The following is a 16420-nucleotide window of genomic DNA, read 5'->3' as shown; positions in this document are numbered from 1 at the left end:
GCGGTCAGTCAAGCATCCCGCTCGTTCCCGTGACCCGGGCGGCGTCCGCCGGTTCGTCCACGTCCGCACAGAGACCGTCCGACAGCGGCACCTCGACGAGCCGGAGTCCCGCGGTCAGCCGTCGCACAGCAGCGTCGGTCGGGTCACCGAGCGCCCGGACGGCCTCACGCAGGGCGGACGACCGGTAGAGGGCGAGGAGTGGCTGCCGGCGCCCGTCCTCGTCCACGGCGACGAAGCCGTCGGCGTCGGCGGTGTCGTCCGCCGCCCACAGCAGCGCGTCGACCGCCCGCTCGGGCCGCACGAGGTCGCACGCGAGCACGAGCGTCCACGGCGCGGGCTCTGCGATCGCCTCGAGCCCCGCGGCGATCCCGGCCACCGGTCCGCCGAACGGCGGGTCCTCGCGCGTGACGACGATCCCGTCCGGTGCGGACCGGCCGTCCCGGAGCCCGACGAGCACGACGCTGCGGGCCCTGGCTGCCGCGGCGACCGCGTGGTCCGACAGCGCCAGGCCGTCGGCGACCAGGGCCGTCTTGTCGATGCCGCTCATCCGCGACGCCCGACCCCCGGCGAGCAGGACGGCGTCGTGTTCCACGCTCGCGGGCTCGACCATCCCTGCACCCTACGTTCACCACTCCCCGCCCCGCTCGACCGGGGATCGCCACTAGCGTGACGGGTGTGACCCTCCGAACCCGACGGCGTGCGACGTGAGCGGCCTGCACGCCGTGCCGACGATCCACGACGTGGCGGCGCTCGCCGGGGTGTCGAAGTCCGTGGTGTCCCGGGCGCTCGCCGGGGCGTACGGGGTGGCGCCGGCGACCGTCGAGCGGGTCAAGCGCGCCGCGGTCGAGCTCGGGTACGTCGCGAACGCGAACGCCCGCGGGATGTCCGCCCACCGCACGCACACGGTCGGGGTGTTCGTCCGCGACGCCGCGACGCCGTTCTACGGGCACCTGCTCACGGCGTTCCAGCTGCAGGCGGCGGCCCGCGGCTACCGGGCGGTGACGGCGACGGGCGCCGGGTCGTTCCCGCTCGCCGAGGAACGCCGCGCGCTCGAGACCCTCGTGTCGCTCCGGGTCGAGGGGCTCATCGTCTGCAGCGGCGCCCTGCCGGTCGAGGACGTCCTGCCGTTCGCCCGACGCATCCCCACGGTGATCGCCGGGCGTCCGGAGCGCGACCCGTCGGTCAGCAGCGTCTACTGCGACGAGCGCGGCGGCGGCCGGGCCCTGGCGGACCACGTGGCCGACGCCGGGCACGTGCGCGTCGCGGTGCTCACGATCAGCGCCGTGGGGTCCCTCACCCAGTCGGCCCGGACGGACGCGATGGCCCGACGGCTCCGGTCCCGCGGGGTCGACGTCCTGCGGATCCGTGCCGAGGACCACGGCAACGACCCCCGCGCGCTCGACTCCTTCGTCGCGGCCGTGATCTCGGCGGGCGGGGTGTCGGCGATCATGGCGCCGAGCGACCACTACGCCGTCGGGGTCCTCGAGGCGCTGCGGCGCCGCGGGCTCTCGGCGCCGCAGGACTTCTCGGTCACGGGCTACGACGGCATCCGGCCGTACGACACGGAGCTGTTCGGGATCACCTCGTGGCGGCAGCCGCTCGACGTGATCGGCACGATGGCGGTCGACGCCGTCGTCGACCAGGTCGACGCCAGCCGGGCGAACGCCGCGCACGTCGCCGTCGACGGGGAGTTCGTCCCCGGCCGCACGCTCGCCAGCGCCTGACACCGGTCGTTCACCGCTTCGTCACCGCGGGGAGGGGTGCGCTCGGGAACGATCCCCACCACGATGGGGAACGTTCCCTAATCCGCCACGAACAGGAAGAGCATGCCGACCCCCACCACCCTCGACGCCCTCGCGACGACCGCCCCCGCCGTCACCGCCAAGGGCGCCCGCGACGACAGCGACCCCTACCGCTACGGCGTCTACCTGCGCCCGGACCCCCGGACCTGCCGCGCGGTCACCGTCGTCACCGACCAGCTCCGCGCCCAGTACGGCCTGGTGTCCTCCGGCGCGTTCCCGCCCCACGCCACCCTGGTCGGCAGCCAGCCGTTCGGGTCCGCCGAGTCCGAGGTGATCGACGCCCTGACCGCGCTGCTCGACGGGCGACCCGGCTTCCCGGTGCACAACGCCGGGGTCCGCGAGCAGGGCATCGGCTACGTGTACGACGTCGCCACGAACCCGGACGGTTCGCGGAACACCGCGTTCGACCAGCTCGCGATCGACGTCGACGCGGCCGTGGCACCGTTCCGCCGGCCGATGAACGCGCCGCTGCCGAACGACCACGACCCGGAGCACTACCGCCCGCACCTGTCGCTCGCATCGCACGACCTGTACGTCCGGCCGGACCTGCACGACGAGGTCGGCGAGTTCATCCGCGGCCTCGACGTCCCGGTGCCGTCGGACTTCGCCGGCGACACCGTCGTCCTCTACCGCACCGCGAGCCCCGACTGGACGGGTCGCTGGTGGCAGACGATGACGTGGGAGCACGTCCGGACCTGGAAGCTCCGCACGCCGTGACCGCGACGCTGCGCGACGTCGCGCGCCGGACCGGCATGTCCCGCTCGCTGGTGTCGCTCGCCCTGCGGGGCGACGACGGCGTGTCCGCACCACGTCGGGAACTGGCCGTGCGCGCCGCGGACGAGCTGGGCCTCCCGGTCGGGTCGCTGGCGCGACGTCGTGCAGCCGGCGCACCGCTCGTGCTGGGCATCCTGCTGACCGAGCGCGCGAACCCGTTCCACGCGGAGGTCCTGCGCAGCGCGCAGGCCACCGCGGACACCCTGGGGTTCGCGCTCCGGGTCGTCGACGCGTTCCGTGACGACGACCGCCTGGCATCCGGCCTGGAGGCACTGCACACGTCCACAGGGTCGGCCGACGGGGTGCTCGGGGTCGCGGTGGTCAGCAGCCGGCTCCCGCCGGCCGCGCTCGCCGCGGCCGCGGCGGACCTGCCGGTCGCGGTCCTCGGCTCAGCCGGCGAGGCGCTCGCCGGCCGCGGGGTGGACACGGTCCGCTCGGACGAGGAGTCCGGCATGCGGGAGCTCGTGCTGCACCTGGCGGCGGCGGGCCACGTGCGCACGTGCTTCGTCGGCGAGAGCGACCACCCGTCGACCACCCGGCGCGGGCGTGCGTACGCCGCGGCCGTGGCGCTGCTGCCGACCGACGGCCGCACTGAGGACGTCGGGTCGCTCGTCGCCGACCCGGCGCGGATCGCCCGACTGCTCGGCGACGGCGTGACGGCGTTCGTGACCGCCAACGACGCCACGGCCGCGCGGCTCGTCTCCGCGGCCGCCGGCGTCGGCCTCCGGTTGCCGGGCATCGCCTCGGTGACGGGGTTCGACGGGACCGCCCTCGCCGGGCGGCTCGACCTGACGACCGTCGACCAACCGCGTGCCCGGATGGGTGCCCGCGTGGTGGAGCTCGTCGTCGAGCGGCTCCGCGGGCGCCGGGTCGAGCGGCACGAGGTGCTCCCGACCCGGCTCGAGCAGCGGGGGTCCGTCCGTGCGGCCCCGCTCCTCCTCAGCCCGCGCGGGTGACGGTGGCGGAGAGGGCCGCGACCCGGGCGGCGAGTCGCTCGTGGGGGTCGCCGGCCCCGACCGCGACGTAGTCCTCGGCGTCGACCGCCCGGTCCGTCGGGACGCCGTGGCGGAAGCCGCGGAACCGGCCGCCGGCGCGCTCGAGCACCAGCGCGCCGGCGGCGACGTCCCAGGGGTGCGTCGCGAAGCCCAGCGTGACGTCCGACCAACCGGCGGCGACGTGCACCAGGTTGAGCGCGCCGCTCCCGGTGCTGTGGTGGTGCCGGAAGTCCAGGGTCAGGTCCCGGAGCAGGCCGAACGCGGCGGTCTCGCCGAGCAGCTCGAGGTCCTGCTGCACCGGGAAGCTCGTGAGCACCGTGGCGTCCCGCGGCGGTGCGGAGACGGACCGCATCGGTCGGCCGTCCAGGAACGCGCCGGTGTCGTCCGCACCGAACGCGTGGTCCGCGACGGGGTCGAGCACCACGCCGGCGACGACCGTCCCGTCCACCTCGGCCGCGATCGAGACGCACCAGTACGCCAGGCCCCGGGCGAAGTTGGCGGTGCCGTCGATCGGGTCGACGATCCAGCGCACGCGGGCGCCGTCGGGAGCGGGACCGGCCGTGCCCTCCTCGCCCAGGACCGTCGACCCGGGGACGGCCGTGGTCAGGAGTCCGGTCAGGGCGCGCTCGGCGGCCCGGTCGTGCTCGGTCACGGCGTCGTGGGCGTCGCGTTTCGTGTGCACGACGACGTCGGAGCGGAAGGCACCCAGGAGCGACGGGGCGACGGCGCGTGCGGCGTCCTCGGCGGCGCGGCGGAGGACGGCGGGTGCCGGCGGGTCGGTGCGGGGGAGTTCGGTGCGGAGGCGCCCGGCGCGAGGGGGCACGGTCGGCGTGGGTTCGGTCATGTCCCCGGTGTACGACGTCCGCTGCGCTGGACGCGGAACCCTCGGCGTCGCGCGGCCGTCCCACGGGTGAACTCCGGCGGTGCTCCGGGGTCCACGGTGCCCCGTCCGGGCCCGGTGTCGAACACTGCGTGAACGGCGGGCGGCGGGACGTCGACCTCGCTTGCGACCGCCGCGGCCGCGCCTCCACAGTGGTGTCGTCCCCAGATCGGGAACGTTCCCTAACCCGAGGAGTCCCCACCATGACGGTCTCCGTCCGGCCCGGCCTCGTCGCCGGTCGCCAGCGGTCCGCCCCGGCCACCCGCTCCTGGCACCGAGCCGACCGACGCGTCGGCGTCGTGCTGCTCCTGCCAGCGCTGCTCGTCTTCGCGGTCTTCGTCTTCTGGCCGCTCGGCCGCGTGCTCCTCCTCAGCACGCAGGGCACCGACATCTTCGGGCAGCCTGCCGGCTCGGTCGGCCTGCAGAACTACGTCAGGACCTTCACCGACCCGGCGTTCGGTCGGACGATGCTCAACACCGCGGTGTTCTGCGCCGGGGTCGTCGCCGCCCGGGTGGTGTTCGGGCTGCTCATCGTGGTGCCGCTCACCGCGAAGCTCCGCGGCATGCCGGTCTACCGGGCGCTCCTGACGTCCCCGATGGTCGTCTCGGTGTCGGCCGCGTCCGTCGCCTTCGCCGCGATGCTCGCGCCCGGGACCGGTCTCGTCGACACCGTGGTGCAGCAGTTCGGCGGGACCCCGGTGCCGTGGCTGACGAGCACGCACTGGGCGCTGTTCAGCGTGATCGTCGTCACCGCGTGGGGGTCGCTCGGCTTCACCGTCCTGCTGCTCCTCGGGGCGTTCGGGGCGATCGACCCCGAGGTCGTCGAGGCGGCACAGCTCGACGGTGCCGGACCCCTCCGGGCGTTCTGGTCGGTGTCGCTGCCGCTCGTCACGCCGACGCTGTTCTTCGTCGTCGTCACCGGCACGGTCGAGGCCCTGACGACGTTCGGGCAGATCCAGATCCTGACCGGCGGGGGACCGGCGGACTCGTCGAAGACCCTCGTCTACGCGATCTACCAGCAGGCGTTCGGGTCGGCGAGTGCGAACTTCGGGCTCGCCGCGGCGCTCGGGATCGTGCTCTTCCTGCTCGTCCTCGCGCTGTCGCTCGTACAGTTCGGCGTGCTCGAGAAGCGGGTGCACTACTGATGGGCCCGCGCACCGCACGTCGCGTCCGCAGCACCCTGCTGCACCTGTGGCTGATCGCCGCCGTCGTGGTCGTCTGCTTCCCGCTGTACTACGTCTTCGAGGGGGCGCTCACCCCGTCCGAGTACCTGCACCAGGGGCTTCCCGGACTCGTTCCGATCCACCTCGACCTCGGGAACGTCGAGCGCGCCCTGCAGGTCGCGCCGCTCGGTCGGCAGTTCCTCAACAGCATCGTCGTCACGCTCGCACAGACGACGCTGCAGGTCGTCATCGGCATCGTCACCGCGTACGCCCTGGTGTTCTGCCGGCTCCGCGGGACCCGGGCGATCTTCCTCGTGCTGCTCGCGAGCATGATGATCCCCGGCGAGACGACCCTGATCGCGAACTACCTCACGGTCGCGTCCTGGCACCTCATCGACACCCTGCTCGTCGTGTTCCTGCCGTTCGTCGCCTCGGCGCTGACGATCTTCCTGTTCCGGCAGGCGTTCCTGTCCTTCCCCGCCGAACTGCACGAGGCCGCCGTGCTCGACGGCGCCGGGCACTTCCGGTTCATCCGGTCGATGCTCCTGCCCGTCACCCGTCCGACGCTCGTCTCCGTGACGCTCGTCAGCGCGACCGCCGCCTGGAACGGGTTCTTCTGGCCGCTCCTCGTGACGAACTCGCCCGAGAACCGGACCGTGCAGGTCGGCATCGCGCAGCTGTCCAACGCCGAGGCCTCGGACGTCGGCGTCGTGCTCGCCGGCGCGGCGATGGTCACGCTCCCCGTGCTGCTGCTGGTCCTGGTGGCCCAGCGCTTCCTCGCCGGCGGGATCACCGCCGGCGCCCTCAAGTAGCCCCGGCCGCACGACCCCGCGCGCACGACCTGGCCCGCCCGCACGACGCCCACCACTCCCGCCCCATCCCGACTCCGTCCCCACAGGAAGGCCCTCCCATGCCCGCTCGTCGCTCCTCCGTGCTCGCGGTCGCCGCCGTGTCCGCCGCGGCACTGCTCGCCCTCACCGGCTGCTCCGCCTCCGGCTCCGCCACCCCCGTCGCGTCCTCGGGACCGGTCACCGTCGACTTCTGGCACGCCATGACCGGCCCCGCCGCGACCGAGCTGGACAAGCTCGTCAGCCAGTACAACGGCTCGAACGAGCAGGGCGTGACGGTGAAGGCCACGTTCCAGGGCCAGTACGCCGACGTCCAGACGAAGTACACCGCCGCGGTGCAGTCCGGTTCGACCCCGGACCTGCTCATGATGAACGACGTCTCGACCGGCTTCATGGTCGACTCCGGGCAGACCGTCGCACCGTCGACCTTCGCGAAGGAGACCACCACGGGCGGGAGCATCGTCCCCGCCGCGAAGGCGTACTACAGCGCCGGCGACGGCCTCGCCGCGATGCCGTTCTCGGTCTCGATGCCCGTGCTGTACCTCGACAAGGCGATCGTCCAGCGCGCCGGACTCGACGTGACGAAGCCGCCGACGACCCTCGACCAGGTCGCGCAGTGGGCCGATCAGATCCACCGCACGACCGGCCTGTACGGCATGAGCATGAACATGGCCGACTCGTGGATGCTCGAGGAGCTCAGCGCCTCGGGCGGCCAGCCGTTCTGCACCCCGTCGAACGGCCGCACGGGCAAGGCCGTCACCGGCGTCTCGCTCACCTCGGACACGCAGGTCGCCTTCATGACGACGCTGCAGGGGCTGTACCAGGACGGTGCCGCGCTCAACCCGGGCACCGACTCGGCGGCGCAGAACTCGGCGTTCTCGAGCGGCAAGGTCGGCATGGTCCTCACCTCGTCCGGCGCCTACACGACCCTCGACCCGACCGGTACGAAGTCCGTCGTGTCCACCTTCCCGACCACCTCCGGCGCGAAGGACGCCGGCGCGGTCATCGGTGGCAACGCCCTGTGGATCTCCGGCAAGGGCCACTCGTCCGCCGAGCAGCGCGCCTCCTACGACTTCGCCGCGTGGCTCGAGACCCCCGAGGTGCAGGCCGAGTGGGCGAAGGCGACCGGCTACCTCGCGGTGAACACGGCCTCGAAGGACACCGCGGTCGGCAAGCAGTCGCTCGCCGACCCGAACGTCGCGACGATGTACCGCCAGCTCAGCGACGACCCGACGAGCACCGCGAGCGCGGGCTGCGTCACCGGCGCCTTCCCGACCGTGCGCTCGACCGTGATCGGCGCGTTCGACAAGGTGGTCGAGGGCGCGGACGTGCGGTCCACGATGCGGGCTGCGGAGACGCAGGCGAAGTCGCAGATCGCGTCGTACAACGCGGCCGCCGGCAAGTGACGCTGCCGGACTGACGGACGGGAGGCACGGGGCGCGTCCGCCCCGTACCTCCCGTCGTGCGTCGGCGGGTGCCATGATGTCGCTGTGTCGGACACGAGCGCGCTCCTGGTCATCGATCTCCAGCGCGGGGTCGTGCGGGACTGCTTCGACGCGGACGGAGTCCTCGCCCGCACGGCGATCCTCGTCGACCGCGCTCGGGCGAGCGGTGCGCCGGTGGTCTGGGTGCAGGACCACGGCGACTTCGCCGAGGGCTCCGCGGACTGGGAACTGGCAGCGCCGTTGCACCGTCTGACGGACGAACCCCTCGTTCGGAAGGAGTACCGCGACTCGTTCTCGGACACCGATCTCGGCGATGTCCTCCGGTCACTGGGTGTGCACCACCTCGTGGTGGCGGGAGCGCAGAGCGACTACTGCGTCCGGACGACGACCCAGGCCGCTGCCGTCCGCGGCTTCGACGTGACCCTGGTCTCCGACGCGCACACGACGACGGACGCCGAGCACGACGGGGTCCGCATCAGCGGCGAACAGATCGTCGCGCACACGAACATGTACTTCAGCGGTCTCCGGTACCCGGGGCAGCAGCACGCGGTCGAGCGGCACGACCGCGTGCAGTTCACACCGCTCGGCTGACGAGGCGCACCCAGCGCTCCTCGTCGAGCCCCGTGCCGGGGTCGGTCCGGGGCTCCCCACGCCGCGAGAAGCCGTGGCGAGCGTAGAAGCGCTTGGCTCGCTCGTTCACCGAGAAGACGAGCAGATGGGCTGCAGCTCGCCCGAGCGCAGCATCGAGCAGCTGGTCCGACATCCCGGTGCCCTGTGCGGCTGCATCGACGTAGAGCGTGCAGAGTTCCATCGCGGGCAGGCCGGGCTCGCTCGTCCGTGCTGTGCTCGACACCCCGAGGACGACGTCGCGGGCGCTGGCGAGCAGGACGCGACGCTCGCCACGGCGGATCCGTCCAGCCCAGCGCGCGCGGCGGTCCTGCGAGCTCGGGGCGTCGAGGAACGTGTCGGGGACGAGCCCTCGGTACGTCTGCTCCCACGCCCGGACCTGGAAGGCCGCGACGGCCTCGGCGTCGTCGAGTTCGGCCACGCGGATCTCCATCGTCCGATCCTGCCGTACCGCACGACGCGTCAGGAGCAGCGCTCGAGCGCGAAGGACGTGCCGCGCCCGCCGAAGGACCGACCGGGGGCCGCGTCGGCGAAGGTCGAGCCCCAGCGCTGCACGACCCGGCAGCCGAGGTCGTCGGCGGCGCGACGGACGGGATCGGTGGCGGCGGCGCTCGACGCGACGACGAGCAGGTGGGTCCGACCCGACCGGACGATCGACTCCACCTGCGCTGCGGTGAAGACCGGGACCCGGCCGGAGAACCCGCCGTCGGTCAGGACCTCGTCGCCGGTGTCGCCGATGACGTCGGCGGCGATCCGCCACGAGTCGGTGAGGAACAGCGGCGCCCCGTCCTGACCACCACCGGCACGCCGGGCCGCGGCGACGAGGGCGGCCTCGTCGGCGGGCAGCCGGGTGTGGCCGCCGACCACGTCCGGAGCGGAGACCGTGAACGCCGCGGTGCCGGCGGACCGACCGCCGGCGGACGAGCCGCCGCCGCGGCCGAGCGCGAACGCCCGCTCCGGGGTGCCGCCGCGGGCGAAGGCGCCCTGCCCGACACCGACCGACGCGTCGCCGCCGCTGCCGTCCCGTGCGGCGTCGAGGACCTGCAGCGAGAAGCACGCCGGTCCGAGCACCACCGCGGCGACGAGCAGCCCCGCCGCCGTCCGCCGCCCGCGGGTCGACGCCACGGTCGGGTCGCTCCGACGCCAGCGGACGACGAGCAGCACGAGCGCCACCACGGTCACCCCGACGGCGACCGTGCCGAGGAGCGCCGGCTCGGACGATGCTCGAGCCAGCCACGCCCACCACGCGCCCTGGACCACGAGCAGGCCGACGGGCACGAGCCGCAGCCGGCGGTCGGTCGCGTCGACGAGGCTCGCGGCACCCCACCAGCCGAGCGCGCCGAGCGCCGCGAGCTGCACGCCGATCCCGGCGACGTAGGCGGTGTGCGGGAGCCGCAGGACGGACAGCACCGCGACCGCCGTGACCAGCCACACGACCAGGGCGACGAGCGTGGCGGCGGCCACCCGTGCCTCCCGTCCGGCGGTCCGGCGCCACCACCGGGCCGCACCGATCCCGATGCCGGTGAGCGCTGCGGGCCACGACCAACCGACCTGCGACGCGTAGCGCGGCGAGAAGAGCTGCAGCAGCGAGTGTCCGCCGCCGCGGCCGGCGGTCGCCGTGCGCCACGCATCCGCGACGTGCGTCCCGGCGTGCCCGACGGCGGCACCCAGTGCGCCGACGGCTCCCGGCCACAGCCCGGGCAGGAAACGGTCGACACCGTTGTAGCCGAACACCATCGCGAACACGCTGTCGTCGGTCGACCCGTCGAAGTACGGGTGGTCACCGGTCGGCAGCAGGCCGAGCACGACCGACCACGCGAGGCTCGCGACGACCGCGGCGCCGAGCAGCGCGGCGACGTGACCGGTGGCCCGGCGCCACCGCGATCCCGGGCCCGCGGTGGCGACCACGGTGGCGAGCACCAGGGCGGGCAGCACCATCCAGGCCTGCAGCATCTTCGCCTGGAAGCCGACCCCGACGAACAGCCCGGCGAGCAGCATCGGCCACCACGTCCGGGTCAGCGCGGCCCGCTGCCACCACACCAGCGCGACGGCGAGCGACATCGTGAGGAGGCCGTCCTCCATCGGGTGGCCGAACATCGACACGAAGATCGGGGTGCTCGCGGCCAGTGCCGCGGCGACCAGGCCGGCCCGGGCGCCGAGCCAGCGGAGGGCGACCACGGCGACGGCGAGCGTCGTGACCGCGCCCTCGACCACCTGCGGCAGGGCGAGCGACGCGGTGGACATCCCGAACAGGTGGATGCTGATCGCCTGCGGCACCGCGAAGCCGGCGAGCTTGTCGAGGGTCACGGTCGCGCCGGGGTCGAACGAGCCGGACAGGAACGCGGGCAGCGACTCGGACATCGACCGCGCGGCTGCGGCGTAGAAGGACATGTCGCCGCCGCGGGCGAGGTTCCAGCTCGTCAGGACCGCGCCGAGCACGACGATCGCGGCCAGTGTCGTGCGCTGGGGGACGGTCTGGTGCCACCACCGTGCGGGGCGCGCGGCGGCGGGGGCGCCCGACGTCGGGGCGGGGTGGTTCGGGTCCATGCGCCGAACATCGCGCCGGAGTCGATGAAGGAGCCTGGGGTCACCGGTCCGCAGGACTCCGGTTCGTTCAGGAGCGGTACCAGGATGCCGGACGGTAGGGTTCCCGGATGCGTCCTCGTCACTCCGCTCGTCGTGCCGCGCTCCTGCTCGCCGGCCTCGCTGCCGGGTCGGTCGTGGTCGCCGCGGCCGCCGAGCACCTGGCCTGGCCGGTCGCGCCGGCGTTCCCGTGGGCACACAGCGGGTCGTACTCGTACGTCGCGGGCCGGCGGGGCGAGGCCGTCGCGCACGTCGCCCAGGTGGTGGCGTGGGGGTCGTCGGCGCTCGCCGTGGTGCTGTCGCTGGCCGCGGTGGTGGCGGGTGCGGTCGCCAGCATCGCTCGGCGGACAGACGGGGCAGCGCGCTCCTGACGGCGCGCCGATCCGCTGCTATGTTTGGGTGCGCAACAAATCCCGCCCGACGCCGGTGTCGACGGGTGTCGGGGAGTGGTCGGGATGCACGGAGTGGTCGGTTCTGAGGGAGCACCGCAGCACGCGGTCGCGCACCGCACGGGCACGGCGGTCCTGACCGTCGTCGACCACCACGGCGAGCCGCTCCGCGACGCCGAGGTCACCGTCGAGCAGACCCGGCACGCCTTCACGTTCGGCAACATCGGGTTCGACTTCATCGGCCTGGCGAACGGCGAGCGGGACCCGATCGGCACGGCCGACCCCGACCACCTCGCGGACCTGTTCACCGACGTGTTCACCACGGCGACGCTGCCGCTCTACTGGGGCACCTTCGAGCCGGAGCCCGGCCGTCCCGCGACCGACCGCCTGCGTCGCACCGCGGCGTGGTTCCGCGACCGCGGTCTCGACGTCAAGGGCCACCCGCTCGTCTGGCACACCGTGCAGCCGGACTGGCTGCTCGGCCGGCCCCTCGACGAGGTCGAACGACTCCTCCGCGAGCGCATCCGCCGCGAGGTCGGCACCTTCGACGAGCTCGTCGACACGTGGGACGCGATCAACGAGGTCGTCATCATGCCCGTGTTCGACAACGGGCCGAACGCGATCACCCCGCTCGCCCGGGCGAAGGGCCGCATCCCGATGATCCGGTTGGCGTTCGAGGAGGCCCGCGCGGCGAACCCCCGGGCGACGCTCCTGCTCAACGACTTCGACCTGTCCAGCGCGTACGAGTGCCTGATCGAGGGCGTGCTCGAGGCCGGGGTGCAGCTCGACGCGATCGGTCTCCAGACCCACATGCACCAGGGCTACTGGGGCGAGGAGACGATGCTCGCGATGGTCGACCGCTTCGCCCGGTACGACCTGCCGCTGCACCTGACCGAGACGTCCCTCGTCTCCGGCGAGCTCATGCCCGCGGACGTCGTCGACCTGAACGACCACCGCGTCGACTCGTGGCCGTCCACCCCGGAGGGCGAGGCACGACAGGCCGACGAGCTCGAGCGGCACTACCGCAGCCTGGTCGGGCACCCCGCGGTCGAGGCGATGACCTACTGGGGCATCACCGACGCCGGGGCCTGGCTCGGGGCACCGATCGGCCTGGTGCGGGCGGACGGGACGCCGAAGCCGTCGTACGAGGCGCTCCGTCGTCTCGTCAAGGACGAGTGGTGGACGCCGCCGACCGTGCTGCGCACGGACGACCGCGGGCAGGTGCAGGCCACCGGGTTCCGCGGCGAGTACCGGGCGACCGTCCGCGGGACGGCGACGGACTTCTGGATCGGTCGGCAGTCGACGGAGGTCACGCTCACGACGTGACCGGATGACGGACGGGAGGCACGTGGCAGGCCCGCCACGTGCCTCCCGTCCGTCCCGAGGTGCGCCATGGTCGACGGTGCAGACGACTCCCGATCCTCAGCGGTCGCCGTCCGCGGCGGCGATCGCCGTGTGTGCGAGGTCCCGTGCTGCGGAGGCCCAGGGGCGGGCGGGATCGGCCTGCGCGCTCGCCATCGCTCCGTCGTAGAGCAGGCAGAGCTGGAGGGCGACGCTTTCCGGGCTCGCGATGCCGGCTTCTGTGAGGAGCCGGACGAAGAGGCCGCGGACCCACTCCCGGTGATCGAGTGTCACCGCGTGGGTCGGATGGCCGACCCCGTACTCCGCCTCCACGTTGATGAACGGGCAGCCACGGTAGCCGGGCTCCGCGAACCACTCGCCGAGCAGGTCGAAGACAGCGAGGACCCGCTCCCGAGCGTCGGCGCCGCGACCAGGGAGCTCGGCGGCGACGTGCGCCTGCCATGCGTCGCTGCGTCCGCGGAGGTAGCCCAGGACGAGGTCGTCCTTCGTGCGGAAGTGCGTGTAGAGGCTGGCCTTCGAGATGCCCGCCTCCGCCGCGACCTGATCGACCCCGACGGCGTGGATGCCCTGCTCGTAGAAGAGACGGTCGGCGGTCGCCACCGCCCGTTCGTACGCGGGGCGGCGACGCTTCGACGTGGTTGCGGTCATGGTTTGACAATACTGCACCGATCTGTACAGTTGCGATCAACCTGAACAGATCTGTTCAGCCAAAGTCAGGAGCAGCACATGAGCAAGACCGCCCTCATCACCGGATCCACGAGCGGCATCGGTCGCGCCACTGCAGAGATCCTCGCCACGCGGGGGATGCACGTGATCGTGTCGGGCAGAGATGCCACGCGCGGAGAAGCCGTCGTGGCCGAGATCCGCGCCGCAGGTGGACAGTCCGACTTCGTGCGAGCGGACCTCCGCGACGCGGCCAGTGCGACCGGCCTCGCGACCGAGGCGCTCCGTCTCGGCGGCGGGGCGGTCGACGTCCTCGTCAACAGCGCCGGGATCTTCCCGTTCGGACCCACCGCCGACACCACGGAGGATGGCTTCGACACCGTCTACGCCCTCAACGTCAAGGCGCCCTACTTCTTGGTCGCCGCGCTCGCTCCCGGCATGGCCGAGCGAGGCGCCGGGTCGATCGTCAACGTGACGACCATGGTCGCCGAGTTCGGTGCCGCGGGCATGGGGCTGTACGGCTCGACGAAGGCAGCGCTCGTCCTGCTGACGAAGTCGTGGGCAGCCGAGTTCGGGCCCGCTGGTGTGCGCGTGAACGCGGTCAGCCCCGGGCCGACGCGGACCGAGGGGACCGCCGCGATGGGCGAGGCCTTGGACCAGCTGGCGGCGGCGGGTCCCGCCGGACGACCGGGGACGGCACACGAAGTCGCGGAGGCGATCGCGTTCCTCGCCTCGGACGCGGCCTCGTTCGTCCACGGAGCCGTGCTCCCTGCGGACGGAGGCCGGATCGCGGTCTGACCCGGAACGTCGCGACCGGATCGTCGCGACCGGACCGGGCGGGCATGCGGGACGGCGGTCCGCCCGGTCGCCGAAGGTGGGCGTACCGTCCGCTCCGTGGACGAGACGCTGATCGGGATCGAGGAACACTGGACGTCGGAGCCGGTCGACCGGGCGCTGCGGGCGCTGTCCGGGGACGCCGCCGACGCGAGCCTCGTGCTCAACGACCACGGGGACGTCGCTCGACGGCTGGCCGACCTGGGCGGGCTGCGGCTCGAGGCGATGGACCGCCAGGGCGTCGACGTGCAGGTGCTCTCGCTCGCGCCGCCCGGGGCGCAGGTGCCCTCGGCGGCCGACGCGGTCGCGCTCAGCCGTGACGCGAACGACCGCGCGGCCGATGCGGTCCGGGCGCACCCCGACCGGTTCCGGGCGATGGCGACGCTGCCGCTCGTCGACCCGGCAGCGGCAGCGGCCGAGCTCGAGCGCGCGGTCGCGTCGGGCCTGACCGGCGTGATGGTCTACGGCCGCGTCGGCGACATCATGCTCGACGACCCGCGGTACGACGACCTCTGGGCCGTGGCCGAGCGACTCCGGCAGCCGGTGTTCATCCACCCGCAGGTCCCGCCACGAGCTGTGCGGGACGCGGTCTACGGCGGACTCGGGGAACCGGTCGACCTGGCGCTCGCGACGTTCGGGTGGGGGTGGCACCTCGAGGCCGGCACCGCCGCGCTCCGCTTGATGGCGAGCGGTGCGCTCGACCGGCACCCCGACCTGCAGCTCGTGCTCGGACACTGGGGCGAGCTCCTGCTGTTCTGGCACGGCCGGGCGGACGGCGTGGCCCGGATGGCGGGCCTCGACCGCACGGTGACCGAGTACCTCCGGCAGAACGTGTGGATCACGGCGTCCGGCATGCTCGACCCGGCGCTGCTGCACCACGCGCTCGCGGTCACCTCGGCCGACCGACTGCTGTTCTCGACCGACCACCCGTTCCAGGACCCGTCCGCGACGGAGATCGCGGCGTTCCTCGACGCCTTCCCGGACGACGACGGCCGGCGGGCATTCGCCTCGGGGAACGCCCGCCGGCTGTTCGACCTCAGCTGAGGTCGAGCGTCCGCTCGAAGGTCCGGGTCACCGGCGGTCCGGCGAGGACCTGGGCGAGGGCGTTCGCGGCCCCCTCCGGGGTGGCGCGCCAGGCGACGTAGGCGTCATGGTCGGCGGCCGTCGTCCAGCGCTCGAGCACGACCACGCGGTGGGCGTCGGCGTCGTCGACGAGCACCTCGAGGGACTCGTTGCCGGGGAAGCCCGCCGTCTGTGCGAGGGTCTCGCGGACTGCCGAGGCGATGGTGTCGTGGTCGACGTCGTCGCGGAACTGAACCTCGAGGAAGACCGTCTGGGTCACGGGTGCACCTTTCGTCTGCGGGCGGCCGGCGCTCGGCCACCCGTCGAGCCAACCGCACGGTGCTCCGCGGTGTTCCACGTCGGCGTACGCTGCCGCCGTGACCGCTGCGGACGAGACCGGCCCCTTCTTCCACGGCACCCGTGCTGAGCTCCGCCCGGGGGACCTGCTCGTGCCCGGACGGCCGTCGAACTACCGGCCCGAGGTGGTGATGCGGCACGTGTACTGCACCGCACTGCCGGACGGCGCCGGACTCGCGGCCGAGGTCGCCGTGCTCCTGGTGGAGATCGCCGGCGGCGACGCATCCACGGTCGCTCCCCATGTCTACGAGGTCGAGCCCCTGGGGGCGCTCGAGGACGACCCGAACGTCACCGACCAGAAGTTCCCCGGCAACCCGACCCGCTCCTACCGCTCGACCGAGCCGCTCCGGGTCCTCCGCGAGGTCGACGACTGGACGCCCCTGACACCCGAGTCCCGCGCGCTCTGGCGCACTCGACTCCTGCGGATGCGCGACGACCCCGCCGCCGTCATCCGCAACTGAGGCGCCCCGGTCCCTCCTCCTCGCAACACGCAACGTGGGCGGTTCCTCGCAGCGACATCCCGCTGCGAGGAACCGCCCACGTTGCGTTTCGCGGTCTGCCAGGACGTCCGGACACAAAATCCTTCCGTTGCAAGGTTTTCGGTGCTAGCTTCTGCTTCACCTAGTAGCACTAGGT

The 16420-nt window shown here is 73.3% G+C and carries 18 protein-coding genes; 12 read left to right on the top strand and 6 right to left on the bottom strand.

The features are described from left to right. Nucleotides 1-4: 4 nt before the first annotated feature. Nucleotides 5-610 carry a molybdenum cofactor guanylyltransferase gene (mobA, locus tag LQK89_RS13690; protein WP_231049434.1) on the bottom strand — a complete coding sequence of 202 codons (606 nt, stop codon included), beginning with the start codon at nt 608-610 and terminating at the stop codon, nt 5-7. Between the two features lie 94 nt (nt 611-704). On the opposite strand from mobA, the gene LQK89_RS13685 reads away from it, so the two are divergent. The 3 genes from LQK89_RS13685 to LQK89_RS13675 all read left to right on the top strand — a co-directional run bounded on the left by LQK89_RS13685 (nt 705) and on the right by LQK89_RS13675 (nt 3532). Next, nucleotides 705-1724, top strand: coding sequence for a LacI family DNA-binding transcriptional regulator (locus LQK89_RS13685; protein ID WP_231049433.1), 1020 nt, complete (start codon nt 705-707; stop codon nt 1722-1724). Nucleotides 1725-1826: 102 nt separating this feature from the next. Beyond that, nucleotides 1827-2519 (top strand): 2'-5' RNA ligase family protein, encoded by a 693-nt coding sequence (locus LQK89_RS13680; protein WP_175325613.1) that lies wholly within the window; start codon nt 1827-1829, stop codon nt 2517-2519. After that, the gene (locus LQK89_RS13675; protein ID WP_231049432.1) at nt 2516-3532 is read left to right on the top strand and encodes a LacI family DNA-binding transcriptional regulator; all 1017 of its coding nucleotides are present in this window, start codon (nt 2516-2518) and stop codon (nt 3530-3532) included. Before LQK89_RS13680 ends, LQK89_RS13675 begins: the two co-directional genes overlap by 4 nt. Here LQK89_RS13675 and LQK89_RS13670 read toward each other — a convergent pair. Next, a complete protein-coding gene (locus tag LQK89_RS13670) occupies nt 3516-4415 on the bottom strand; it encodes an inositol monophosphatase family protein (protein ID WP_231049431.1) in 900 nt (299 codons plus the stop codon). The genes LQK89_RS13675 and LQK89_RS13670 overlap by 17 nt on opposite strands. Before the next feature lie 239 nt (nt 4416-4654). Here LQK89_RS13670 and LQK89_RS13665 point away from each other — a divergent pair, with 239 nt between their 5' ends. The 4 genes from LQK89_RS13665 to LQK89_RS13650 all read left to right on the top strand — a co-directional run bounded on the left by LQK89_RS13665 (nt 4655) and on the right by LQK89_RS13650 (nt 8498). After that, nucleotides 4655-5596, top strand: coding sequence for a carbohydrate ABC transporter permease (locus LQK89_RS13665; protein WP_231049430.1), 942 nt, complete (start codon nt 4655-4657; stop codon nt 5594-5596). After that, entirely contained in the window at nt 5596-6426 is an 831-nt protein-coding gene (locus tag LQK89_RS13660) for a carbohydrate ABC transporter permease (RefSeq protein ID WP_175325609.1), read from the top strand. Before LQK89_RS13665 ends, LQK89_RS13660 begins: the two co-directional genes overlap by 1 nt. 98 nt (nt 6427-6524) lie before the next feature. Then, nucleotides 6525-7868, top strand: coding sequence for an extracellular solute-binding protein (locus tag LQK89_RS13655; protein ID WP_231049429.1), 1344 nt, complete (start codon nt 6525-6527; stop codon nt 7866-7868). Between the two features lie 84 nt (nt 7869-7952). After that, complete coding sequence (locus tag LQK89_RS13650) at nt 7953-8498, top strand: cysteine hydrolase family protein (RefSeq protein WP_058740825.1); 546 nt, start codon at nt 7953-7955, stop codon at nt 8496-8498. On the opposite strand, the gene LQK89_RS13645 is transcribed toward LQK89_RS13650, so the two are convergent. Both LQK89_RS13645 and LQK89_RS13640 read right to left on the bottom strand, forming a co-directional pair. Next, entirely contained in the window at nt 8482-8967 is a 486-nt protein-coding gene (locus tag LQK89_RS13645) for a GNAT family N-acetyltransferase (protein ID WP_114851364.1), read from the bottom strand. The two genes, LQK89_RS13650 and LQK89_RS13645, sit on opposite strands and share 17 nt — an antisense overlap. A gap of 29 nt (nt 8968-8996) precedes the next feature. Continuing rightward, complete coding sequence (locus LQK89_RS13640; RefSeq protein WP_231049428.1) at nt 8997-11081, bottom strand: ArnT family glycosyltransferase; 2085 nt, start codon at nt 11079-11081, stop codon at nt 8997-8999. Nucleotides 11082-11188: 107 nt separating this feature from the next. Here LQK89_RS13640 and LQK89_RS13635 point away from each other — a divergent pair, with 107 nt between their 5' ends. Both LQK89_RS13635 and LQK89_RS13630 read left to right on the top strand, forming a co-directional pair. Then, nucleotides 11189-11488 (top strand): hypothetical protein, encoded by a 300-nt coding sequence (locus LQK89_RS13635; RefSeq protein ID WP_231049427.1) that lies wholly within the window; start codon nt 11189-11191, stop codon nt 11486-11488. Between the two features lie 84 nt (nt 11489-11572). Next, on the top strand, nt 11573-12832 hold the full coding sequence (locus tag LQK89_RS13630) for an endo-1,4-beta-xylanase (RefSeq protein WP_231049426.1): 1260 nt from the start codon (nt 11573-11575) through the stop codon (nt 12830-12832). 96 nt (nt 12833-12928) lie between these two features. Here the strand turns inward: LQK89_RS13630 and LQK89_RS13625 are convergent, their stop codons facing one another. Next, on the bottom strand, nt 12929-13516 hold the full coding sequence (locus LQK89_RS13625) for a TetR/AcrR family transcriptional regulator (RefSeq protein WP_231049425.1): 588 nt from the start codon (nt 13514-13516) through the stop codon (nt 12929-12931). A gap of 78 nt (nt 13517-13594) precedes the next feature. On the opposite strand from LQK89_RS13625, the gene LQK89_RS13620 reads away from it, so the two are divergent. Together LQK89_RS13620 and LQK89_RS13615 are read left to right on the top strand one after the other, a co-directional pair. Further along, on the top strand, nt 13595-14329 hold the full coding sequence (locus LQK89_RS13620) for an SDR family NAD(P)-dependent oxidoreductase (protein ID WP_174777556.1): 735 nt from the start codon (nt 13595-13597) through the stop codon (nt 14327-14329). A 96-nt stretch (nt 14330-14425) separates the two neighbouring features. Beyond that, a complete protein-coding gene (locus LQK89_RS13615) occupies nt 14426-15409 on the top strand; it encodes an amidohydrolase family protein (protein WP_231049424.1) in 984 nt (327 codons plus the stop codon). On the opposite strand, the gene LQK89_RS13610 is transcribed toward LQK89_RS13615, so the two are convergent. After that, on the bottom strand, nt 15402-15707 hold the full coding sequence (locus tag LQK89_RS13610) for a putative quinol monooxygenase (RefSeq protein WP_231049423.1): 306 nt from the start codon (nt 15705-15707) through the stop codon (nt 15402-15404). The genes LQK89_RS13615 and LQK89_RS13610 overlap by 8 nt on opposite strands. A 97-nt stretch (nt 15708-15804) precedes the next feature. Here LQK89_RS13610 and LQK89_RS13605 point away from each other — a divergent pair, with 97 nt between their 5' ends. Continuing rightward, nucleotides 15805-16245, top strand: coding sequence for an NAD(+)--rifampin ADP-ribosyltransferase (locus tag LQK89_RS13605; protein ID WP_231049422.1), 441 nt, complete (start codon nt 15805-15807; stop codon nt 16243-16245). Nucleotides 16246-16420: the final 175 nt, after the last annotated feature.

Origin of the sequence: Curtobacterium sp. C1 (genome assembly GCF_021049325.1) — a bacterium.
Classification (GTDB): Bacteria; Actinomycetota; Actinomycetes; order Actinomycetales; family Microbacteriaceae; genus Curtobacterium; species Curtobacterium citreum.
The sequence above is the reverse complement of the archived record's forward strand: the minus strand, read 5'-3'. Positions and strand labels throughout refer to the sequence as shown.